Origin of the sequence: Hyphomonas sp., assembly GCF_013823385.1 — a bacterium.
Taxonomy (GTDB): domain Bacteria; phylum Pseudomonadota; class Alphaproteobacteria; order Caulobacterales; family Hyphomonadaceae; genus Hyphomonas.
In genome coordinates this window covers 1-18,852 of record NZ_PNMA01000045.1, presented here as the reverse complement: position 1 = coordinate 18,852, position 18,852 = coordinate 1, and the positions used below count along the sequence as shown (strand labels likewise).

Sequence of the window (18,852 nt, the reverse complement as noted above, 5' to 3'; positions counted from 1 at the left end):
AACTCGCGCCCTCACCCCTACCCCTCTCCCGCAAGCGGGAGAGGGAAAAGAGTAAAACCGCATCGGCTCAGGCCAGCCCCGCCTTCGCCAGCGCCTCAGCCTGCCGCGCGGCCACCTTCTCCACCGAAAAGCCCTCAAGGCTCTCCTCAAACAGCTGGTGGAAGTTGAGCTCCGCCCCCAGCCGCAGATAGGCGGCGCCCAGCCCGATCGCAGCGCGGTCCATGAACACGAACTCGCGCGGGATCTTCACCGGCCCCTTCTCCTTCAGCAGCTGGCGCACGCGGAAAGCTTCCTTCCGGCCATACTCGCCCGCCGACACGCCATCGGCCACCGTGCGCACCCGGTCGTCAATGATCGGCCCATAGATGAAGCGGGCCCAGACGTTGAGCACCTCGACCAGCTCCCGCGACAGGTTCTGGAACCCCCACGCCTCATAGGCGGCATAAGCGGCGTCAAAATCATCATGCAGCATCGCCCGGTAGAGATCGACCACGCCCGCCACGAAGGCCGGCGGGAAGATGCGCACACAGCCAAAGTCGAGCAGGTTGATCCCCGCCCCGCCGCCAGTCACCTGGTAATTGCCCAGATGCGGATCGCCGTGAATGACGGCATAGGAGTTCATCGGCGCCCACCAGGTCCAGAACAGCATCTCGGCAATCTGGTTGCAGGTCTCCTGCGGCGCGTCCTGAAACGCGTCGAGCCGCTCGCCCTCCATCCAGCTCATGGTGATGAGGCGCGCGGTCGACAGCTCCCCCACAGGCTCCGGACAGGTAATGAACGCCTTGCCCGCCAGCATGTCCCGGTAGAGCGCCATGTGCCTGGCCTCACGGGCGTAATCGAGTTCCTCGCGCAGCCGGTCGGTGATCTCCTCGACCATCTCGTCGGCATCAATCGAGCCATCCATCCGCTTGAACAGGCCGAGCAGCGTCCGCAGCTGGCCGATATCGGACTCCACTGCGCTCGCCATGTCCGGATACTGCAACTTGCAGGCAACCTTGCGGCCATCATGAAGGGTGGCTTCATGCACCTGCCCCAGCGAGGCCGCATGGCTCGCCTCCTTGCCGAAGCTCGCAAACCTTCCCTCCCAGTCGCCGCCCAGCTCTGCCCGCATCCGCCGCTTCACGAAGGGCCAGCCCATGGCCGGCGCCTCCGCCTGCAGCTTGGCAAACTCGGCGGCGTATTCGGGCGGCAAAAGGTCCGGCACAGTGGAAACCATCTGCGCCACCTTCATCAGCGGCCCCTTGGACTTGCCCAGCGCCGCCGCCATCGCCCTGGCCACCCGCTCGTCCCCCTTGTCCCCGCCGAAGAGGGACTGGGCGGCAAAGGTCAGCCCCGCGCCGGAAAGATTGGCGCCCACCTTGGCGGTGCGGGCAATGCGCCCGGCAAGACGGTTGCGTTCAGGATCGGAGGTATCGGAAGGGGGCGGGCTCATGCCTCCGGATATAGGCGCATGCACAGGGCTTGGACAGGCAGCAGGGCGCCGGGGTGACAAAGTGTTCATGTAGGCGTATACGCCGCCTCCAGATCGCCACAATTGCTGAGGCCCCGCCCTGCACCATCCACGCACGTTTTCCTGATCAGCCCTCCTGACCTGAACCCAGAACGAAGCGACCCCGCAGCGCCCACATCCCCCAAGACAGACCCCGGCGGCCGAGCCCCGCCCTCCCCTCAAGGACCCCCCATGGCCTACAAGACCCTGATCACCGAAGTGAACGCAGAAGACGGATACGCCGTCATCCAGATGAACCGCGCCGAGAGCCTCAACGCCCTCAGCGAGGAGATGATGTCGGAGCTGACCCAGGCGCTCGACCGGTTCGAGGCGGACGACACCATCCTCTGCCTGATCCTCACCGGCTCCAAGCGCGCCTTCTCCGGCGGGGCTGATGTCAGGGAAATCCAGAACAAGACCTTCCCCCAGTCCTATTACGAGGACTTCATCACCCGGAACTGGGAACGCGCCGCCCGCGCCCGCAAGCCGATCATCGCGGCGGTCGGGGGCTATGCCATCGGCGGCGGGTGTGAGCTTGCCATGATGTGCGACATCATCCTGGCGGCCGACAATGCCCGTTTCGGCCAGCCTGAAATCCGCCTTGGCGTGATGCCCGGCGCCGGGGCCACCCAGCGTCTCACCCGCGCCATCGGCAAGTCGAAGGCCATGGAACTCTGCCTCACCGGGCGCATGATGGAGGCCGATGAGGCCGAACGTTGCGGCCTGGTGGCCCGGATTGTGCCGGCCGACGATCTGATGGAAGAGGCCCGCAGCCTCGCCGCCACCATCGCCGCCATGCCGCGGGCCGCCGCCATGATGACCAAGGAAGCCATCAATGCGGCCTTTGAAACCCCGCTCTCGCAGGGAATCCAGTTCGAACGCCGCCTGTTCCAGTCGCTTTTTGCCACCGATGACCAGAAAGAAGGCATGAAAGCCTATGTGGAGAAGCGGTCCGCCCATTTCCGGGATCGCTGACACCAGCGGCGAAAAGGCTGCTTTTCCGTCACGATGGCGGTTGACGCCACAGGGCCGTTTATGTATCTCCGCGCCTTCTGCCCGAGGGAGTTCCCGCCGGGCGCCAGGAGTTTGTTATGGCGAATACCCGCTCAGCCAAGAAAATGGTGCGCAAGATCGAAGCGCGCACCGAGGTCAACAAAGCCCGCCGCTCGCGCGTGCGCACCTATGTCCGCAAGGTCGAAGAAGCGATTGCCTCCGGTGACAAGTCGGCCGCTCAGGAAGCCCTGAAAGCTGCCCAGCCGGAAATCATGCGCTCTGTGACCAAGGGCGTGACCCACAAGAACACGGCTTCCCGCAAGGTTTCGCGCCTTTCGGCCCGCGTCAAGGCAATGGCCTGAGGTTAGCGCGCAGGCTCGCTACCAGCCTTTGAACGGTAGCTGAAAAGATGGCCCGCCAGGTAAGCGCCCGGCGGGTTTTCCTTTTCTCCCCCCTCCCCATGCCCGCCGCAGAAAATGTCTCCGGCAGTGCCAAAACCCCTCCATCTTGATGGATCAGGGGGCAATTTTTCCATGGGATCAATGTTGCTGCATGGCGATGTTGCACCCCAGCAAAGGCAAGGTCAAAAAAACTGTATTCCACAGGCCTGATATTGCTTTCCGTATTGACAGAACAGAAGCGAACAAAAGTAAGCAAGCAATCACTTCAAACTTTTTTTCAGATGTCAGTCGCATGAATCTCTGCTGATTTTTTTTCCGCGACCGGGGTGTCAACACGCGAAATGCGGCTGTCAAAAAAAGTTAGTACTTGCATGTAAAATCCCCCGGGAATAATTTCTCCACACCAGCGAATTTAGTCCCGGTACAGAGTTTTTTGTGTTTCAGGCGGGGGCCTGCCGGATTGTGTCGTGTACTCGCTGGGATGAGCGAAGATAATTAGAAACGGGGCTCGGTGATGGACCGAAACGGAATGACTGTCTCGCCTTTCGGATCGGAGGCGGTCGATAACAACGATGCTTTTGAAGCGACAGGCCAAAGGATCTGGAACGGCGTGCGCGATGTCCTGCGGGACAAGATCGCGGAATCTGAATACGACCGGTGGATCGAAGACCTGCGCCTGGTGGCAGACCTCAATGGTGAAATGATCGTGGCTGCGCGGGATCCGCTGGCCTTTGATCGTGTCACCAGCCAGTATCTGCGGCTGATCGAGAAGCTGTGGGCTGCCGCTGACCCGGCAGAGCGCGCCTTCAAACTGATCTGTTGGCGGAATGCTCCGGCGGATCTGCGCGATCTGGTCGACGACCCGTGGGCGGTCGAAGCGCCCGCCGCTCCGGCTGAGCCGGAGGCGCCGGCCACATCGTCTGGTGCTGGCCCGGCCATGACCTTCGATACGCTGGTCACCGGCCCGTCGAACGAGATCGCCGTGACGCTGGCCAAGCGCATCGCCGCTGGCCTTCCGGCCGGCACGGCCACCACGCTGATCTACGGCCCGCCGGGCACCGGCAAGACCCACCTGATGCAGGCCCTCCGCCAGGAGACCGCCCGCCGGGATACCGGGCGCCGCATCGTCTATCTGACGGCTGAGGAATTCATGTCGGCCTATCTCGATGGCGTCAAAGCGCGGGACACGGGCGACCTGAAGAAGCGCCTGCGCGCCGCCTCGATCCTGCTGATCGACGATCTGCACCGGATCGCCGGCAAGCCGGGCACCGAGGCCGAGCTCTATCAGAACATCCGCGAAGTCACCTCCAATGGCGGGCAGGTTGTTCTGGTGGGCGACTCCGCGCCGGGTGAAGCCAATGGCTTTGGCCAGCGGATGCGCAGCGAAATCAAGGGCGCCACCGCCGTTGAGGTCGCCCTGCCCGACGCCGACATGCGCCGCGAGATCCTCGAGCGCCTCGCCGGCCACATTGCCGAGAACCACCCGGCTTTCGTGCTGACCGACGAGATGATGCAGCGCCTCAACAATGGCATCCGTGGCCCCGGCCGCGAGCTGACCGGCGCGGTGTGGAGCCTCTACACCGAGGCGGGCTTTGGCGAGCGCGCCCCGACCATGGAGATGCTCGAGAAGATCATCCGCCGCCATGCGGGCGAGCAGCGCGAGCCGTCGATCGAGGTGATCAAGCGGGCGACGCTGAAAGTCTTCCCGATTGCGAAGTCGGACCTTGAAGGCCCCAGCAAGATGCGCGGCTTTGTCTATCCGCGCCAGATTGCGATGTATCTCTGCCGTACGCTGACCCGGAAGTCCTTCCCGCAGATCGGCCGCGCCTTCGGCAAACGCGATCACACAACTGTTCTCTATGCGTTCCGGCGCATGGAGGGGGAACTCGGAAAAGATCAGGAGCTTGCCTCGGATATTGCCAAGGTCCAGGCCGTGATCCACGAGCTGATGGAAAGCGGTCAAAACTGACCCCTTTTCCGCGCCCGCTCAGCGCCAGCGCTTGGCTTTTCGCGGAACTTCGTTAAGGCTCTGCAGCCCGCTCCTGCCCGGAGCGGGCTGATTCTTGCCGGCCTGGCGGAACAGCGATTAACAAAAACCCGGCGCAAGACTAGGAAACGGAGCCCTGGCCGGCTCCCTGATGGACGGATGACACGATGAAACTGACGATCGAACGCGGAGACCTTCTGGACGCCCTCAGCCATGTCCAGAACATTGTCGAGCGCCGGACGACAATTCCGATCCTCTCCAACGTCCTGCTCGAAGCCTCGCAAGGCGCGCTGAAGCTCACCGCGACCGATCTCGACATCGAAGCCGTCGACTCTGCCGATGCGAAAGTCTCCAAGCCCGGCGCCATCACCGCGCCGGCCGGCACGCTGTTCGACGTTGTCCGCAAGCTGCCCTCGGGCGCCGAGGTCGAGCTGGAGCTCAACCCGGAATCCCAGCGCCTGACGATTGCCGCCGGCCGCTCGCGCTTCGAGCTGCCCACCCTGCCCGCTTCCGATTTCCAGACGATGACGCCGGATGAAGGCGCCGTCAGCTTCAAGCTCCCGGCCAAGGAGTTCGCGCGCCTGATCGACAAGACCCGTTTCGCCATCTCCACCGAGGAGACGCGCTACTATCTCAACGGCATCTACCTGCATGCCGCCAAGGCCGATGATGGCGGCGCCGTGCTGCGCACTGTCGCCACCGATGGCCACCGCCTCGCCCTGGCCGAGCTGAAAGCCCCCAAGGGCGCAGAAAAACTCACCGGCGTGATCGTGCCGCGCAAGACGGTCGGCGAAGCCCGCCGCCTGGTCGATGGGCTGGACGAGGATGTCGAGATCGAAGTCTCCGACACCAAGATCATCCTGCGCGCCGGCCGCGCGGTGCTGACCTCCAAGCTGATCGACGGCTCCTTCCCGGACTATGCCCGCGTCATCCCCAAGGGGAACGACAAGAAGATGACCGTCGACAACAAATCCTTCGAGGCCGCCGTGGACCGCGTGTCCACCGTCTCGGCAGAGCGCTCGCGTTCGGTGAAGCTGTCGGTCGGCAATGGCCGCCTGACGCTGGCCGTGAACCATGCCGAGACCGGCGCGGGCAATGAAGAGATTGAGGCCGAGTATGAAGCCGACCCGATGGAGATCGGCTTCAATGCCAAATACCTGCTCGACATCGCCAGCCAGATTGAATCGCCCGATGTCGAATTCATGTTCAACGACCCGGCCTCGCCCGCCCTCGTGCTCGATCCCTCCGACGGGTCGGCGCGCTATGTGGTGATGCCGCTGCGGGTGTAACCGCGCCCGCGGAGACACCCTGTCCGGCTTGGCGGCGGGAGAGTTTCATGACCGCCCTCACCCGTCTCAGCCTGACAGACTTCCGCAATTATGCGAGCCTGACCCTGCGCCTTGATGGGCGCCATGTCTGCCTCTATGGCGCCAATGGCGCGGGCAAGACGAACCTTCTGGAAGCCGTCAGCCAGTTCGGCCCCGGCCGCGGCCTGCGCGCCGCGCAGCTTGTCGAGATGACCCGCCGCGACGCGCCCGGCGGCTGGGCGCTCGCCGCCACGCTGGACGACGAACAGAAGATTTCGATCCATCTGGAAGGCGCGGGCAGCGCCAAGCGAAATGTCCGCATCGACGGCGCCCCTGCCTCCCCCGGCGATCTTGCCGAGCGCATCCGCATCGTCTGGCTCACCCCGGCGATGGACGGCGTGTTCCGGGGCGGCGCGTCCGACCGGCGGCGCTTCTTCGACCGGCTGGTGCTCGCCCATCTGCCCGCCCATGGCAAAGCCTCCGCGCGCTATGAGAAGGCGCTCGCTGAACGCAACGCCCTGATCGAGCGCGGCCATGTCGATCCCGCCTGGGCCGACGCCATCGAGGCGCGCCTCGCCGAAGCGGGCACCGAGATGGCCATCAACCGCGCCATCGTGCTGGAAGCCCTGCAGATCGCCATCGACGCGCGCCCCGAAGGCCATTTCCCCAAAGCTGACCTCACCCTCGAAGGCGAAGCCGAAGCCGCCGCCCTCAAGGGAGAGGATTTCCGCAGCATCTTCGACCTGCTGGTCGATGCCTACCGCAATGGCCGCCGCCGCGACATTGCCGCCGGCCGCACGCTCTCCGGCCCCCACCGCACAGACCTCACCGTCATCCACCGGCCGACCGCCGCCCCCGCCGGCGAAGCCTCCACCGGCCAGCAGAAGGCGCTTCTCATCGGGCTAATCCTTGCCTCGGCCACTGCTCTCTCGGCGGGCGGCTCGGGCCCCTCGCCCCTGCTGCTGCTCGATGAAGCCGCCGCGCATCTCGACCCAGACCGGCGCGCCGCCCTCTTCGATGAGCTCTCGGCGCTCGGCGGCCAGGCCTGGCTCACCGGTACGGAAGCCTTCCTCTTCGAAGCCTTCGGCGACCGCGCCCAGCGCATCCGCGTGGACGAGGGCGCGGCCGCCCTCACGGAATAGAGCCAAGGCAGGCAGTGGACCCGGGCCCCGCAGCAGATTAGGTAAGGGTTCGAATTAAGGAGCCTGCCCCATGAAAACCCGCGCCGCCGTCGCCTTTGAAGCCAAGAAACCGCTCGAAATTGTCGAGCTTGACCTGGAAGGCCCCAAGGCCGGCGAAGTGCTGGTCGAGATCATGGCGACGGGCATCTGCCACACCGACGCCTACACGCTCGACGGCCTCGACTCCGAAGGCATCTTCCCGAGCGTCTTGGGCCATGAAGGCGCCGGCATCGTCCGCGAGGTCGGCGCAGGCGTCACCAGCGTGAAGCCCGGCGATCACGTCATCCCGCTCTACACGCCCGAATGCCGCCAGTGCAAAAGCTGCCTCTCGGGCAAGACCAATCTGTGTACGGCCATTCGCGCCACACAAGGGAAAGGCCTGATGCCCGACGGCACCAGCCGCTTCAGCTATAAGGGCCAGACGGTCTTCCACTATATGGGCTGCTCGACCTTCTCGAACTTCACCGTCCTGCCAGAGATCGCCGTCGCCAAGATCCGCGAAGACGCGCCGTTTGACAAAGCCTGCTATGTCGGCTGCGGCGTCACCACGGGCGTTGGCGCGGTTGTCAACACGGCCAAGGTTCAAGTCGGCGAAAATGTCGTCGTCTTCGGCCTCGGCGGCATCGGCCTCAACGTCATCCAGGGCGCGCGCATGGCGGGCGCAGACATGATTGTCGGCGTCGACATCAATGACAGCAAGGAAGAATGGGGCCGCAAATTCGGCATGACGCATTTCGTCAACCCGAAGAACGTCTCCGATGTCGTCGCCCATATCGTCGAGCTGACCGGCGGCGGGGCGGACTATTCGTTCGACTGCACCGGCAACACCACCGTCATGCGCCAGGCGCTGGAATGCTGCCATCGCGGCTGGGGCACCTCTGTGATCATCGGCGTCGCGGAAGCCGGCAAGGAAATCAGCACACGTCCCTTCCAGCTCGTCACGGGCCGCAACTGGCGCGGCACCGCCTTCGGCGGCGCCAAAGGCCGCACGGACGTTCCCAAGATCGTCGACTGGTACATGAACGGCAAAATCGAAATCGACCCGATGATCACGCATGTGATGACCCTGGACAAGATCAACGACGCCTTCGACCTGATGCACGAAGGCAAGAGCATCCGGAGTGTGGTGGTGTTTTGATGCATAGCAATGGCTGAATGGCTGGTCGAAAACCTCTTTGTTCTGGCGAATGCTGCCGGGGCATTCTTCACATTGGTATTTCTGGGCTCCGCCATCGCAGCCATATGGGGAGCCATCCGGCGAGAAAGATTTCACTATCGCAAGTTCATGAACATCCCTTGGTGGGCTGAAGTCTGGCTTTGGCTACTCTCAACAGTAACCACTGCAACAACAATGCAGATGCCTGAAGAGTATGCAGAGTACTGGTCACTCAGAAACTTCGACTATGATGACTTTATCCAAACGCTTGAGTTTTCGCTTATATTACACGGGGCCCTGTTCGCGATCATTTATCTTAGACTCAGGTTCAATACGTCATCCAAGCACGATTGATGTCACGTAGAAAAATGTCTCATGAAGACTCACGTCAATGGAGTTGTTGAAGTAGGTCATGCAATGACGCACTTTCAACACGGTAAAAAAAATCGGTCCCAACGGAGGAAACACAAACATGTTCAGTCACGTAATGGTCGGGTCTAACGACATCGGCAAATCCAAGAAATTCTATGACGCGCTGTTCGGTGCGCTCGGTGGCAAGCCGGGAATCCAGGACCCCAAAGGCCGCCTGATTTACATCCACAATGGCAGCATGTTCCTGGTCTCCCCGCCGATCGACGGCCAGCCCGCCTGCCACGCCAATGGCGGCACCATCGGCTTTGCGGTCACCGCTACCGAGCAGGCCGATGCCTGGCACAAGGCCGGCGTGGAAGCGGGCGGCACCGCCATCGAAGACCCGCCGGGCTGGCGCGAAGGCGGCGGCATGAAGCTCTACCTCGCCTACCTGCGCGATCCGGACGGCAACAAGCTCTGCACCATGATGCGCGGCTGATGACAGCGGGGAGTATCCGGCCATGACCTATCATCAGCCGGATGCTCCCGACCTGTCGCAAATCAAATCAGAGGCCATCCGCGCCATCGCCGAAATGGCCATCGCCGGCGGCAACGAAGCCCTCTCCCTGGCGCAATGGTCGAAAGCCCTCGTCGCCCATATGCGAGACGGCCTCACCCCCGCCCTCAAAGCAGAGATCGCAGCCCGCTGGCCAACGCTGGAATATTACTCCGACAACGGAAGCCCGCATAACCAGCCCGACGAAGGCTATATCGAAAACGGCTTCGCAATCTCCTTCCCCCGCCCGCGCTGAGGCGCCTTACGCCAGGGCCAGCCGGTAATTCGTCCGCACAAGGCGCTTTGACAGCCGGAAGTCCTTCAGCGGCGCCCCGCGCACCCGCGCCAGCAACGCATCCGCCCGCGCCTTCGCGGCCCCGTCCATCGCATCATATGCATCCGTCACCGCCTGCAGCCGGTAGAGCGGAAAGGTGCGCGCCTGCGCCGACCCGCGCGTGTCTTCAATGTCGATCCAGATCTCGCCCAGCCCGCGCGGCACGAAGGCCCCTGCCGCCGCCTCCCCGGCCCATGCGTCAAACAGGCGCGCGGTTTCCACCAGCGCTGGAAACTGCTCGCGCATCTGCCGCGCCAGGAGCGGCTCCAGCGTTTCGGGAATCGCGTCCTCCGCCATCAGATCACCTGCCCCTCGCTCTCCGGCATGTGTGCGCTCCACCCAGTCTGCCACGCGCGGCGCCAGCCGCCTCATCAGCTCGCCCGAGGTCGGGTCGCGGTAGAGATGCGCATAGAGCGGCCCGATAAAAGCAAAGTCCGCCAGGCATGGCCGCCCGCCCAGCAGGAAGGGATGCCGCTCAAGATGCGCCGAAAACTCACCCAGGAACGCCTCATAAGATGCCTCAATCCCCGGAATGGTTTCCGCATGCACCCCCAGGATAGGCAGCGCGCCCTTGAAGCGTTGGCCGTTCTTCTTGCCGATCTCATACTGCTCGCCCCGGCTCGCCTGCGGCGCAGAAATCGCGCCAAACTCGGCATAGGCCCAGTCCTCATTATAGTTCCACCGGTAATGCATCGCCGGCAGGGTCAGCCACTCATCCGCATAAAGATGGAGCAGCTGCGCCACGAAGTGCTGCAGCGGCCCCTCCGGAACCGCCGGCGGGAAAAGCCCCTCGCGCGCTTCCACCGTCTCGATGATGTCGGCGGAGTCCTGCACCACCTCCCCCTCAGGCGTCACCATCACGGGGATCACCGGCCAGCCGACCTTCGGCAGGATCACATCGCGGTAAACCGCCTGCGTCGCCAGTGCCTCGCAAAAGTCCACGCCCCGCCAGCGCAGATAGGCCCGCGCCTTGCCCGTGAAATAGCTGACCTCAGCCCCATACAGCGTATACCCGCCCATGCCTGTCCCTTTGACGTCTCTTGCTTTCTATTGCCATCTCAAATGCCAATAGATCAGGCAAGCCCCCGCCTCCCTTTCCTTGACGAGACAGGCGGCAAGAGGCCAGAAGGGCCCTATCCCCGTTTGCCTGCCAGCCAGAGAGTACGCCCATGACCCAGCTCACCCAAGTCTCCTCCTGGAAATCCTTCGGCGGCACTCTGTCGGTCTATGACCATGAAAGCGCCCTGCTGGGCTGCACGATGCGCTTTGCCGTCTATGTCCCGCCCCAGGCCGCCCATGGCCCCGTGCCGGTGCTCTGGTATCTCTCCGGGCTCACATGCACCTGGGCCAACATGATGGAAAAGTCCGGCGTGCAGGAACATGCCGCCCGGCATGGGCTGATCATCATCGCCCCCGACACCTCCCCCCGCGGCGACCATGTGCCCAATGACGAAGCCTATGATCTGGGGCAAGGCGCAGGCTTCTATCTCACCGCCACGCAGGCCCCCTGGGCCAAGCATTACAAGATGGACCAGTACATCACCGATGAACTGCCCGCCCTCATCGCCGCCAATGTTCCGTCAGCGGACATGTCCCGCCAGGGCATCTTCGGCCACTCCATGGGCGGCCACGGCGCTATCACGCTGCACCTCAAAAATCAGGACACCTATAAATCCTGCTCGGCCTTCTCCCCGATCACCTCGCCCGCCCGCGTGCCCTGGGGCGAGAAAGCCTTCACCGCCTATCTTGGGGCCCCCTCGATTGCCTGGGAAGCCTATGACGCCACAGAGCTGGTGAAGGAACGCCAATCAAAGGCCCTGATCCTGATCGACACCGGCACAGCCGACAGCTTCCTCGAAACCCAGCTGAAACCGGAAATCTTCATCCAGGCCTGCGAGAAAGACGGCCAGCGGCTCGATTATCGCCTGCGCGAAGGCTATGGCCATGACTATTATTTCATCGCCACCTTCATGGACGAACACATCGCCCATCATGCCAAGGCGCTGAAAGGCTAGACCGCCTTGGCGTGGCGCTGCTGCGCGGCCACAGGCGAGCGTGCATCAAAGCATTGCGCCACCGTGCGCAGCAGGATGCGCGCCTCTTCCGGCACGGTCACCACCGTTCCGGAAACATGGCAGAGCCCCGCCCGTTCCAGCTCCCGCGCCGCGTCCAGCGCGTCGTCCAGCCGGTCGTCGGGCACGCCCATCTCGGCGCAGACTTCGGCGGCGTCCACTTCCAGCCGGCACATCAGCGTCTCCAGCGCGCGGGCGCGCAGCCGGTCGTCCGGCGTCAGCGCAATGCCCCGTTCGGCCGGCAGATGGCCCGCCGCAATCGCCTCGCCCCAGGCCTTGCGGTCCTTGAGGTTCTGGCTGAAGCCCTCATGAAACTGGGAAATGGCGGTGGCGCCCATGCCGATCAGGGTTTCGCACGGATCATCCGTATACCCTTGAAAATTCCGGCGCAGCCGGCCCTCGCGCGCGGCAATCGCCAGCGTGTCATCGGCGCGGGCATAATGGTCCAGCCCGATGGCCACATAGCCTGCCCCTTCCAGGGTCATCGCCGCCACGCGGGCCTGCGTGAAGCGCTCATGCAGGCCGGCCAGCGCGTTCTCATCAATCGCGCGCTGATGCTTGGCAAACCACGGCACATGCGCATAGCCGAACACCGAAACGCGCGCCGCGCCCATCTCGGCGGCAAAGCGCGCGGCTTCCACCACATGCTGCGTCGTCTGGTAAGGCAGGCCGTACATCAGGTCCATATTGATCGCGCCGATGCCCGCCCCGCGCAGCTCCTCGATCAGCGCCACAACCATTTCGCGCGGCTGGATGCGGTTGATCGCATGCTGCACATCTTCCGCGAGTGTCTGCACCCCCAGGCTCACCCGGTTGACACCGGTGCGGGCATAGGTGGGCACCTGCCCCGGCTTCATCGTGCGCGGGTCCAGTTCCACGGCTATTTCCGCGTCCTCGCGGATGCCAAAATGGCGCTGCAACGCATCCATCAGTTCCAGGAAATCATTCGGGTTCAGAATATTCGGAGAGCCGCCGCCAAAGTGCAGATGGCCGATCCCGCCATGCGGCCCCATCGCCCGGCCCCGCAGCGCAATTTCCTTCAGCAGCAGGTCAACATAGTCGGCCACACGCCGGTAACCATTGGGCACGCTGGTGGCGCAGCCGCAATACCAGCAAAGCTTGTCGCAGAAGGGAATGTGCAGGTAGGCGGAGATCGCCTCCTCCGGGCGCGTGGCGGCTGACCAGGCCATGGCCGCGGCCACGCCCGTCTGAGGCGTAAAATCCGCCGCCGTCGGATAGCTGGTATAGCGGGGCACGGCGCGCGTGGCGTAGGGGATCCAGGCATCTTTCATGGCCGGGGAGATACCACCGCTTAAGGATGTTCACTGTAAGTATTCTCCCTTATGTGGCGTCCTGCCATGGCGCCCGCCCCTGTTCTGTGTCATTGGGCACCGATTGTGACGCCTGAAAGTCTTGTCTCCCCCATGAATCTGCCTGAATCCCTGCCCGCCGCCCTCCGCGCGGCCATTCACGAACGTGGTTACGAAAACCTCACCGAAGTCCAGGCCGCCGCCACGGCGCCAGAGCTTGAAGGGCGCGACCTGCTGGTTTCCGCGCGCACCGGCTCGGGCAAGACCGTGGCCTTCGGCCTCGCCATTGCGAATGAACTTCTCGGCGGGGAAGAAACCTTCCTCATCCGCGCCTCCGCCCCGCTTGGCCTGATCATCGCGCCCACGCGCGAACTTGCCCTGCAGGTTGCCCGCGAACTGCGCTGGCTCTACGCCAACACCAATGCCGAAATCGCCACCTGCGTCGGCGGCATGGACATGCGCGACGAGCGCCGGGCGCTGGAACGGGGCGCCCATATCGTCGTCGGCACGCCGGGCCGCCTGTCAGACCATATCAATCGCGGCTCGTTCGACACCTCCGAGATCCGCGCCGTGGTACTCGACGAGGCCGACGAGATGCTCGACATGGGCTTCCGCGAAGAGCTTGAGCACATTCTCGAAGATACGCCTGCGGATCGCCGTACCCTGATGTTCTCGGCCACCGTACCGAAGGGCATCGCCGCCCTCGCCAGCCGCTATCAGAAGGATGCCCTGCGCATCACCACGGCCAGCGACACCACCGCCCATGCCGACATCGCCTATGAAGCGCTGATCGTTGCGCCGGGCGATGAGGAAAACGCCATCGTCAATATCGTGCGCCATTCGGATACCGAAAGCGCCATCGTCTTCTGCTCCACCCGCGCTTCGGTGAACCATCTCGTGGCGCGCCTCGGCAATCGCGGGTTCAGCGTCGTCGCCCTGTCGGGCGAGTTCAGCCAGAAAGAGCGCGCCAATGCCCTCTCCTCGCTGCGCTCAGGCCGGGCCCGCGTCTGCATCGCCACCGATGTCGCCGCCCGCGGGCTGGACCTGCCCAAGCTCGACCTCGTGATCCATGCAGACCTGCCGCGTGATCCGGCCACCCTGCTCCACCGGTCTGGCCGCACAGGCCGCGCCGGCCGAAAGGGCATCAGCACACTGATCGTTGCGCCCAAGGCCCGCCGCCGGGTCGAGCGCCTCCTTCAGGACGCCAAGGTCGAAGCCCGCTGGGGCCGCCCGCCTTCGGCCGATGAAGTCACCGCCCGGGATGACGCCCGCCTGCTGGCCGATACCGCACTGACCAATCCGATGGCAGAGAAGGAAGCCGAGCTTGTTGCCCGTCTGATGGCGGAGCATACGCCCGAACAGATCGCCACCGCCTTCATCCGCAAGGCCCGCGCCGGGCGCTCTGCCCCGGAAGACCTGCGCGAGGTGGACGACCGCCCGGCCCGCAAGCCCCGCGAGGAACGCGGCGAACGGGAATGGCAGGACCGTCCGCAGCGCGCTGCCCGAGACTGGGGCGACCGCGAACCGCGTGAGCCGCGTGAGCCGCGTGAGCCCCGCGCCCGCCGCGAGCGCGCCAGCATCGACGGCGCCGTCTGGATCGCCATCAATGTCGGCCGCAAGAAGAATGCCGATCCCAAATGGCTGCTGCCGATGCTGTGCAAGGCCGGCGGCATTGACCGCGACCAGATCGGCCAGATCCGGATCAATTCGGGCAACACCCATGTCGAGCTCACTCCCGAAGGCGCCGAGCGCCTGTTCGAGCATGCCGAGAATGGCCGCCTTGAAGGCAGCCTGCAGGCCTTCCCGCTCGATGGCGTGCCCGAGATCGAGGATGCCGGCCCCCCGCCCCGCCGGGAGCGCCGCCCCGAAAACCGGTCTGAAAGCCGCTCTGACGACCGCCCGCAGCGCGTCGACCGGGCCGAGCGCCCCGAACGCCGCGAGCGCAAGCCCGACTGGAACCCCGCCGAACGCCCGGCCCGCAGCGCGCGTCCTGAGCGCGCCGAGCGCCCGGACTGGAAAGACCGCCCCAGCCGCGCCGAAAAACCCGCCGGCAAGCGCTATGAGAGCCGCAGCGACAGCCCCCGCGAGGAAGGCCGCAGCGAGCGCCCCTCCAGGCCCGCCTGGGCTGGCAGCAAGGACAAGCCGTCCTTCACCAAGGGCCCCGGAAAGCCCGCTGGAAAGCCGTCCGGCAAGCCTGCCGGCAAGGGCAAACCGCCCGGTAAATCCGGCCCGCCCAAGGGCGCCAAACCCAAGACTTTCCAGGGTCTGAAGAAGCCGCGCGCGTAAGCGTCTGCCGGGGCGGCCCCGCCGCCCCAAAAACCCCCGGTAATGCGCTGATTCCAAAGGCGTTTTTATTGCCCCTGCGGCACTGCAAAATGATTGGCGTTCCGGTTCCCAGCGGAGCGCAAATCCCCTATATTTAAGGGGAATTTCGAAGAATCATCGAGAAAGCAATTCCCATGGCCGAAGACATCCATCCCGAAGCCCCCGAAGAGGGCGGCGAAGGCGAATATGGCGCGGGCTCCATCAAGGTCCTCAAGGGCCTCGATGCCGTGCGCAAGCGCCCCGGCATGTATATCGGCGACACCGATGACGGCTCCGGCCTCCACCACATGATCTACGAGGTCGTCGACAACGCCATCGACGAAGCCCTCGCCGGCCATGCCGACCGGGTCACGGTCACCCTCTTCCCCGATGGCTCGGCCGAAATCACCGATAATGGCCGCGGCATCCCCGTCGGCCTCCACCCCACCGAGGGCGTCTCCGCCGCCGAGGTCATCATGACCCAGCTGCATGCCGGCGGTAAGTTCGATTCCAACTCCTACAAGGTCTCCGGCGGCCTCCACGGCGTCGGCGTCTCGGTCGTCAACGCCCTGTCTGACTGGCTGGAGCTGACCATCCACCGCGAAGGCAGGGAACACTTCGTCCGCTTCATCGAGGGCGGCCGGGTCGAAGCGCCGCTGGAAACGCGCGGGCCTTCCCCGAAACGCGAGAATGGCAAGCCCTATACCGGCACGGCCCTGCGCTTCCTCGCCTCCGCCTCCACCTTCACGATGACGGACTATGACCGCAAGACGCTGGAACACCGCCTGCGCGAGCTCGCTTTCCTCAACAGCGGTGTACGGATCATCTTCCGTGACGAGCGCGAGGCTGAGCCCTATGAGGTTGTCCTCGAATATGAAGGCGGCGTGAAAGCCTTCGTCCAGCATGTGGACCGCCAGAAACAGTCCCTGATCGGAGAGCCGATCTATGTCATCGGCGAGAAGGACGGCATCACCGTCGAAGCCGCGCTGGAATGGACCGACAGCTATCACGAATCGGTCCTCTGCTTCACCAACAACATCCCCCAGCGCGACGGCGGCACCCACCTTGCCGGCTTCCGCGGCGCGCTCACGCGCATCATCAACAAATACGCCAACGAAACCGGCGTGGCGAAGAAGTCCAAGGTCGAGATTTCCGGCGATGACGCCCGCGAGGGCATGACCTGCGTTCTGTCGGTCAAGGTGCCGGACCCGAAATTCAGCTCACAGACGAAAGACAAGCTCGTCTCCTCCGAGGTGCGTCCGGTCGTCGAGAGCCTGATCAATGAGAAGCTGGGCGAGTGGTTTGAGGAAAACCCCAAGAAAGCCCAGATCATCATGGAGAAGATCGTCGAGGCTGCTGCCGCCCGCGAAGCCGCCCGCAAGGCGCGCGAGCTCACCCGCCGCAAATCCGCGCTCGACATCACCTCCCTTCCGGGGAAACTGGCCGACTGCCAGGAAAAAGACCCCGCCAAATCCGAACTCTTCATCGTCGAGGGTGACTCCGCCGGTGGCTCTGCCAAGCAGGGCCGCAGCCGGGACAACCAGGCCATCCTCCCCCTGCGCGGCAAGATCCTCAACGTCGAGCGCGCGCGCTTTGACAAGATGCTCTCTTCCGATCAGGTCGGTACACTGATCATGGCGCTTGGCGCCGGCATCGGCCGCGACGAGTTCGACATCAACAAGCTGCGCTATCACAAGATCATCATCATGACCGATGCTGACGTCGACGGCGCCCACATCCGCACCCTGCTGCTCACCTTCTTCTATCGTCAGATGCCGGAGATTATCGAGCGCGGCTTCCTCTATATCGCCCAGCCCCCGCTCTACAAGGTCACGCGCGGGCGCTCCGAGCGCTATGTGAAGGATGACAGCGAGCTGGAAGCCTACCTGATCGAGGAAGGCACCAGCGGGGAAACCCTGATCCTCGCCGATGGCACCCAGATTGCCGGGGCGGACCTGCGCGAGCAGGTCCACCAGGCGGCCAATTTCCGCGCCAGCCTGCGCCGCCTTGCCCTGCGCGCGCCCGCTGACCTGATCGAGCACGCCGCGCTGACCGGCGCGATGAAGCCCGGCGCCGGCCAGGCCGAGGCCGACGCGACCGCCGCCCGCCTCAACCGCCTCGCCGAAGAAGGCGAAGACACATGGGTCGGCCGCTTCGTGGAAGGCGCCCTCGTCCTGCAGCGCACCGTGCGCGGCGTGGACGAAACCGCCGTCCTGCCCCCCGCCCTACTCGCCAGCCAGGACGCCATGCGTCTCACCGAGCGCGCCAACGGCCTGCGCGAGCTTTATGCAGAGCCCGCCATCCTGCGCCATGAAAAGGGCGGCGAAATTGCCGTGAACGGACCATCCACCCTGCTCGGCGCGGTGCTAGAATCCGGCCGCAAGGGGCTGAAGATCCAGCGCTATAAGGGCCTCGGCGAAATGAACGCCAGCCAGCTCTGGGAAACCACGCTGGACGCCAACGCCCGCACATTGCTGCAAGTGAAGGTCGAACACGCCGACGAAGCCGACGAACTCTTCACGAAGCTCATGGGCGACGTGGTCGAACCCCGCCGCGAGTTCATCGAGGAGTTTGCGCTTGAGGCCGAGGTGGATGTCTGACGGTTTCCCCCGGCCAGAATAGGCTGGGCGCTATTCCTCACCCTGCCGTCATCCCGGAATTTGCGCAGCAAATGTCCGGGACCCAGATTTCCGGCCCGCTGGATCCCGGTCTTCGCCTGCGGCGAAACCGGGAAGACGGCCCTTATCTCTTTTGCTCTCACGAAGGATTGCCCGGCAAGCCACGCAACCTTTCCTGCCGCCGCGCATTAAATTCCTCATGGGAGGACGCACGCCGACCCAGCGAAAGGAAGCGTGCCATGAAAGCCAAGTCCGAAGCCCAGCAGAAAGCCGCCGGCGCGGCCCTCTCCGCCAAGCGCGGCGACACCCCCAAATCGAAGCTCCAGGGCGCGTCGAAAAAGATGGCGGACTCCATGAGCCAGAAAGAGCTTGAGGAGATGGCCTCCACGAGGGGCAAGAAACTCCCGGAGCGGAAGAGTTAGGCCGCCAGCGCGCCTGAGCCTGAGAGGCGCCCCACCCCAACCCTCCCCATAGTCATGGGGAGGGGGCAGGTAGCTCTTCGCCGAAACGCTACCCTTCACCACAACGCAACAGGTCCCCTCCCCACGAAGGTGGGGAGGGGTAGGGTGGGGCACCTCTCCGCAACGCGCCGTCTGTCCAACACATCCCGCCCCCTCCGCCCCCAAAACCCCCAATCCCCACAACCCCTTACAAAAAATCTCCCCAATCCTTGTCCACCCCCTCCCGCGCCGGGTATATCCTCCGTCCCATGATGAGCATCGCCCGCCTCAGTAAGGAACCAGCGCTCGCGGAGTATTTCGCGCTCGTGCATCCCTTCTTCTGGTGGGTGCTG

17 protein-coding genes are annotated in these 18,852 nt (G+C 64.3%); 13 read left to right on the top strand and 4 right to left on the bottom strand.

Annotated features, from left to right (window positions below):
• Positions 1-67: 67 nt before the first annotated feature.
• Entirely contained in the window at positions 68-1,432 is a 1,365-nt protein-coding gene (locus C0456_RS18015; RefSeq protein ID WP_291055111.1) for an AarF/UbiB family protein, read from the bottom strand.
• Positions 1,433-1,681: 249 nt separating this feature from the next.
• Here C0456_RS18015 and C0456_RS18010 point away from each other — a divergent pair, with 249 nt between their 5' ends.
• Both C0456_RS18010 and rpsT read left to right on the top strand, forming a co-directional pair.
• Positions 1,682-2,464, top strand: coding sequence for an enoyl-CoA hydratase-related protein (locus C0456_RS18010; RefSeq protein ID WP_291055108.1), 783 nt, complete (start codon positions 1,682-1,684; stop codon positions 2,462-2,464).
• Positions 2,465-2,580: 116 nt separating this feature from the next.
• Positions 2,581-2,844: a 30S ribosomal protein S20 gene (gene rpsT / locus C0456_RS18005; RefSeq protein ID WP_035594036.1), complete on the top strand. Its 264-nt coding sequence runs from the start codon at positions 2,581-2,583 to the stop codon at positions 2,842-2,844.
• Here the strand turns inward: rpsT and C0456_RS18000 are convergent.
• Positions 2,828-3,139 carry a hypothetical protein gene (locus C0456_RS18000; RefSeq protein ID WP_291055104.1) on the bottom strand — a complete coding sequence of 104 codons (312 nt, stop codon included), beginning with the start codon at positions 3,137-3,139 and terminating at the stop codon, positions 2,828-2,830. The two genes, rpsT and C0456_RS18000, sit on opposite strands and share 17 nt — an antisense overlap.
• 273 nt (positions 3,140-3,412) lie before the next feature.
• On the opposite strand from C0456_RS18000, the gene dnaA reads away from it, so the two are divergent.
• The 7 genes from dnaA (at position 3,413) to C0456_RS17965 (ending at position 9,677) form a co-directional block, all read left to right on the top strand.
• A complete protein-coding gene (dnaA, locus tag C0456_RS17995; RefSeq protein WP_291055101.1) occupies positions 3,413-4,852 on the top strand; it encodes a chromosomal replication initiator protein DnaA in 1,440 nt (479 codons plus the stop codon).
• Between the two features lie 185 nt (positions 4,853-5,037).
• The gene (dnaN, locus tag C0456_RS17990; RefSeq protein WP_291055098.1) at positions 5,038-6,159 is read left to right on the top strand and encodes a DNA polymerase III subunit beta; all 1,122 of its coding nucleotides are present in this window, start codon (positions 5,038-5,040) and stop codon (positions 6,157-6,159) included.
• 47 nt (positions 6,160-6,206) lie between these two features.
• Positions 6,207-7,319 (top strand): DNA replication/repair protein RecF, encoded by a 1,113-nt coding sequence (gene recF / locus C0456_RS17985; protein ID WP_291055095.1) that lies wholly within the window; start codon positions 6,207-6,209, stop codon positions 7,317-7,319.
• 70 nt (positions 7,320-7,389) lie between these two features.
• On the top strand, positions 7,390-8,496 hold the full coding sequence (locus tag C0456_RS17980) for an S-(hydroxymethyl)glutathione dehydrogenase/class III alcohol dehydrogenase (RefSeq protein WP_291055092.1): 1,107 nt from the start codon (positions 7,390-7,392) through the stop codon (positions 8,494-8,496).
• Positions 8,497-8,505: 9 nt separating this feature from the next.
• Positions 8,506-8,868, top strand: coding sequence for a hypothetical protein (locus tag C0456_RS17975; protein WP_291055089.1), 363 nt, complete (start codon positions 8,506-8,508; stop codon positions 8,866-8,868).
• Positions 8,869-8,986: 118 nt separating this feature from the next.
• On the top strand, positions 8,987-9,364 hold the full coding sequence (locus C0456_RS17970; protein ID WP_291055087.1) for a VOC family protein: 378 nt from the start codon (positions 8,987-8,989) through the stop codon (positions 9,362-9,364).
• A gap of 22 nt (positions 9,365-9,386) precedes the next feature.
• Positions 9,387-9,677, top strand: coding sequence for a hypothetical protein (locus C0456_RS17965; protein ID WP_291055084.1), 291 nt, complete (start codon positions 9,387-9,389; stop codon positions 9,675-9,677).
• 6 nt (positions 9,678-9,683) lie between these two features.
• Here C0456_RS17965 and C0456_RS17960 read toward each other — a convergent pair whose 3' ends face one another.
• Positions 9,684-10,775 carry a glutathione S-transferase gene (locus tag C0456_RS17960; protein ID WP_291055082.1) on the bottom strand — a complete coding sequence of 364 codons (1,092 nt, stop codon included), beginning with the start codon at positions 10,773-10,775 and terminating at the stop codon, positions 9,684-9,686.
• A gap of 149 nt (positions 10,776-10,924) precedes the next feature.
• Between C0456_RS17960 and fghA the strand changes: the two genes are divergently transcribed.
• Positions 10,925-11,770, top strand: coding sequence for an S-formylglutathione hydrolase (fghA, locus tag C0456_RS17955; protein ID WP_291055079.1), 846 nt, complete (start codon positions 10,925-10,927; stop codon positions 11,768-11,770).
• On the opposite strand, the gene hemN is transcribed toward fghA, so the two are convergent.
• Positions 11,767-13,119: an oxygen-independent coproporphyrinogen III oxidase gene (hemN, locus tag C0456_RS17950; protein ID WP_291055076.1), complete on the bottom strand. Its 1,353-nt coding sequence runs from the start codon at positions 13,117-13,119 to the stop codon at positions 11,767-11,769. The genes fghA and hemN overlap by 4 nt on opposite strands.
• Positions 13,120-13,251: 132 nt before the next feature.
• Here hemN and C0456_RS17945 point away from each other — a divergent pair, with 132 nt between their 5' ends.
• From C0456_RS17945 to C0456_RS17935, 3 genes are all read left to right on the top strand, one after another.
• On the top strand, positions 13,252-15,423 hold the full coding sequence (locus C0456_RS17945) for a DEAD/DEAH box helicase (protein ID WP_291055073.1): 2,172 nt from the start codon (positions 13,252-13,254) through the stop codon (positions 15,421-15,423).
• Positions 15,424-15,596: 173 nt separating this feature from the next.
• The gene (gene gyrB / locus C0456_RS17940) at positions 15,597-18,041 is read left to right on the top strand and encodes a DNA topoisomerase (ATP-hydrolyzing) subunit B (protein ID WP_291055070.1); all 2,445 of its coding nucleotides are present in this window, start codon (positions 15,597-15,599) and stop codon (positions 18,039-18,041) included.
• A 257-nt stretch (positions 18,042-18,298) separates the two neighbouring features.
• Positions 18,299-18,481, top strand: coding sequence for a DUF3008 family protein (locus tag C0456_RS17935; protein ID WP_291055067.1), 183 nt, complete (start codon positions 18,299-18,301; stop codon positions 18,479-18,481).
• Positions 18,482-18,852: the final 371 nt, after the last annotated feature.

Excerpts from the sequence above, each read along its gene's own strand:
- dnaN (WP_291055098.1), top strand. The coding sequence starts at position 5,038 with ATGAAACTGACGATCGAACGCGGAGACCTTCTGGACGCCCTCAGCCAT.
- C0456_RS17945 (WP_291055073.1), top strand. The coding sequence starts at position 13,252 with ATGAATCTGCCTGAATCCCTGCCCGCCGCCCTCCGCGCGGCCATTCAC.
- C0456_RS17935 (WP_291055067.1), top strand. The coding sequence starts at position 18,299 with ATGAAAGCCAAGTCCGAAGCCCAGCAGAAAGCCGCCGGCGCGGCCCTC.
- C0456_RS17965 (WP_291055084.1), top strand. The coding sequence starts at position 9,387 with ATGACCTATCATCAGCCGGATGCTCCCGACCTGTCGCAAATCAAATCA.
- rpsT (WP_035594036.1), top strand. The coding sequence starts at position 2,581 with ATGGCGAATACCCGCTCAGCCAAGAAAATGGTGCGCAAGATCGAAGCG.
- C0456_RS17975 (WP_291055089.1), top strand. The coding sequence starts at position 8,506 with ATGGCTGAATGGCTGGTCGAAAACCTCTTTGTTCTGGCGAATGCTGCC.
- fghA (WP_291055079.1), top strand. The coding sequence starts at position 10,925 with ATGACCCAGCTCACCCAAGTCTCCTCCTGGAAATCCTTCGGCGGCACT.
- recF (WP_291055095.1), top strand. The coding sequence starts at position 6,207 with ATGACCGCCCTCACCCGTCTCAGCCTGACAGACTTCCGCAATTATGCG.
- C0456_RS18015 (WP_291055111.1), bottom strand. The coding sequence starts at position 1,432 with ATGAGCCCGCCCCCTTCCGATACCTCCGATCCTGAACGCAACCGTCTT.
- dnaA (WP_291055101.1), top strand. The coding sequence starts at position 3,413 with ATGACTGTCTCGCCTTTCGGATCGGAGGCGGTCGATAACAACGATGCT.
- hemN (WP_291055076.1), bottom strand. The coding sequence starts at position 13,119 with ATGAAAGATGCCTGGATCCCCTACGCCACGCGCGCCGTGCCCCGCTAT.
- C0456_RS17960 (WP_291055082.1), bottom strand. The coding sequence starts at position 10,775 with ATGGGCGGGTATACGCTGTATGGGGCTGAGGTCAGCTATTTCACGGGC.
- gyrB (WP_291055070.1), top strand. The coding sequence starts at position 15,597 with ATGGCCGAAGACATCCATCCCGAAGCCCCCGAAGAGGGCGGCGAAGGC.
- C0456_RS18010 (WP_291055108.1), top strand. The coding sequence starts at position 1,682 with ATGGCCTACAAGACCCTGATCACCGAAGTGAACGCAGAAGACGGATAC.
- C0456_RS17970 (WP_291055087.1), top strand. The coding sequence starts at position 8,987 with ATGTTCAGTCACGTAATGGTCGGGTCTAACGACATCGGCAAATCCAAG.
- C0456_RS17980 (WP_291055092.1), top strand. The coding sequence starts at position 7,390 with ATGAAAACCCGCGCCGCCGTCGCCTTTGAAGCCAAGAAACCGCTCGAA.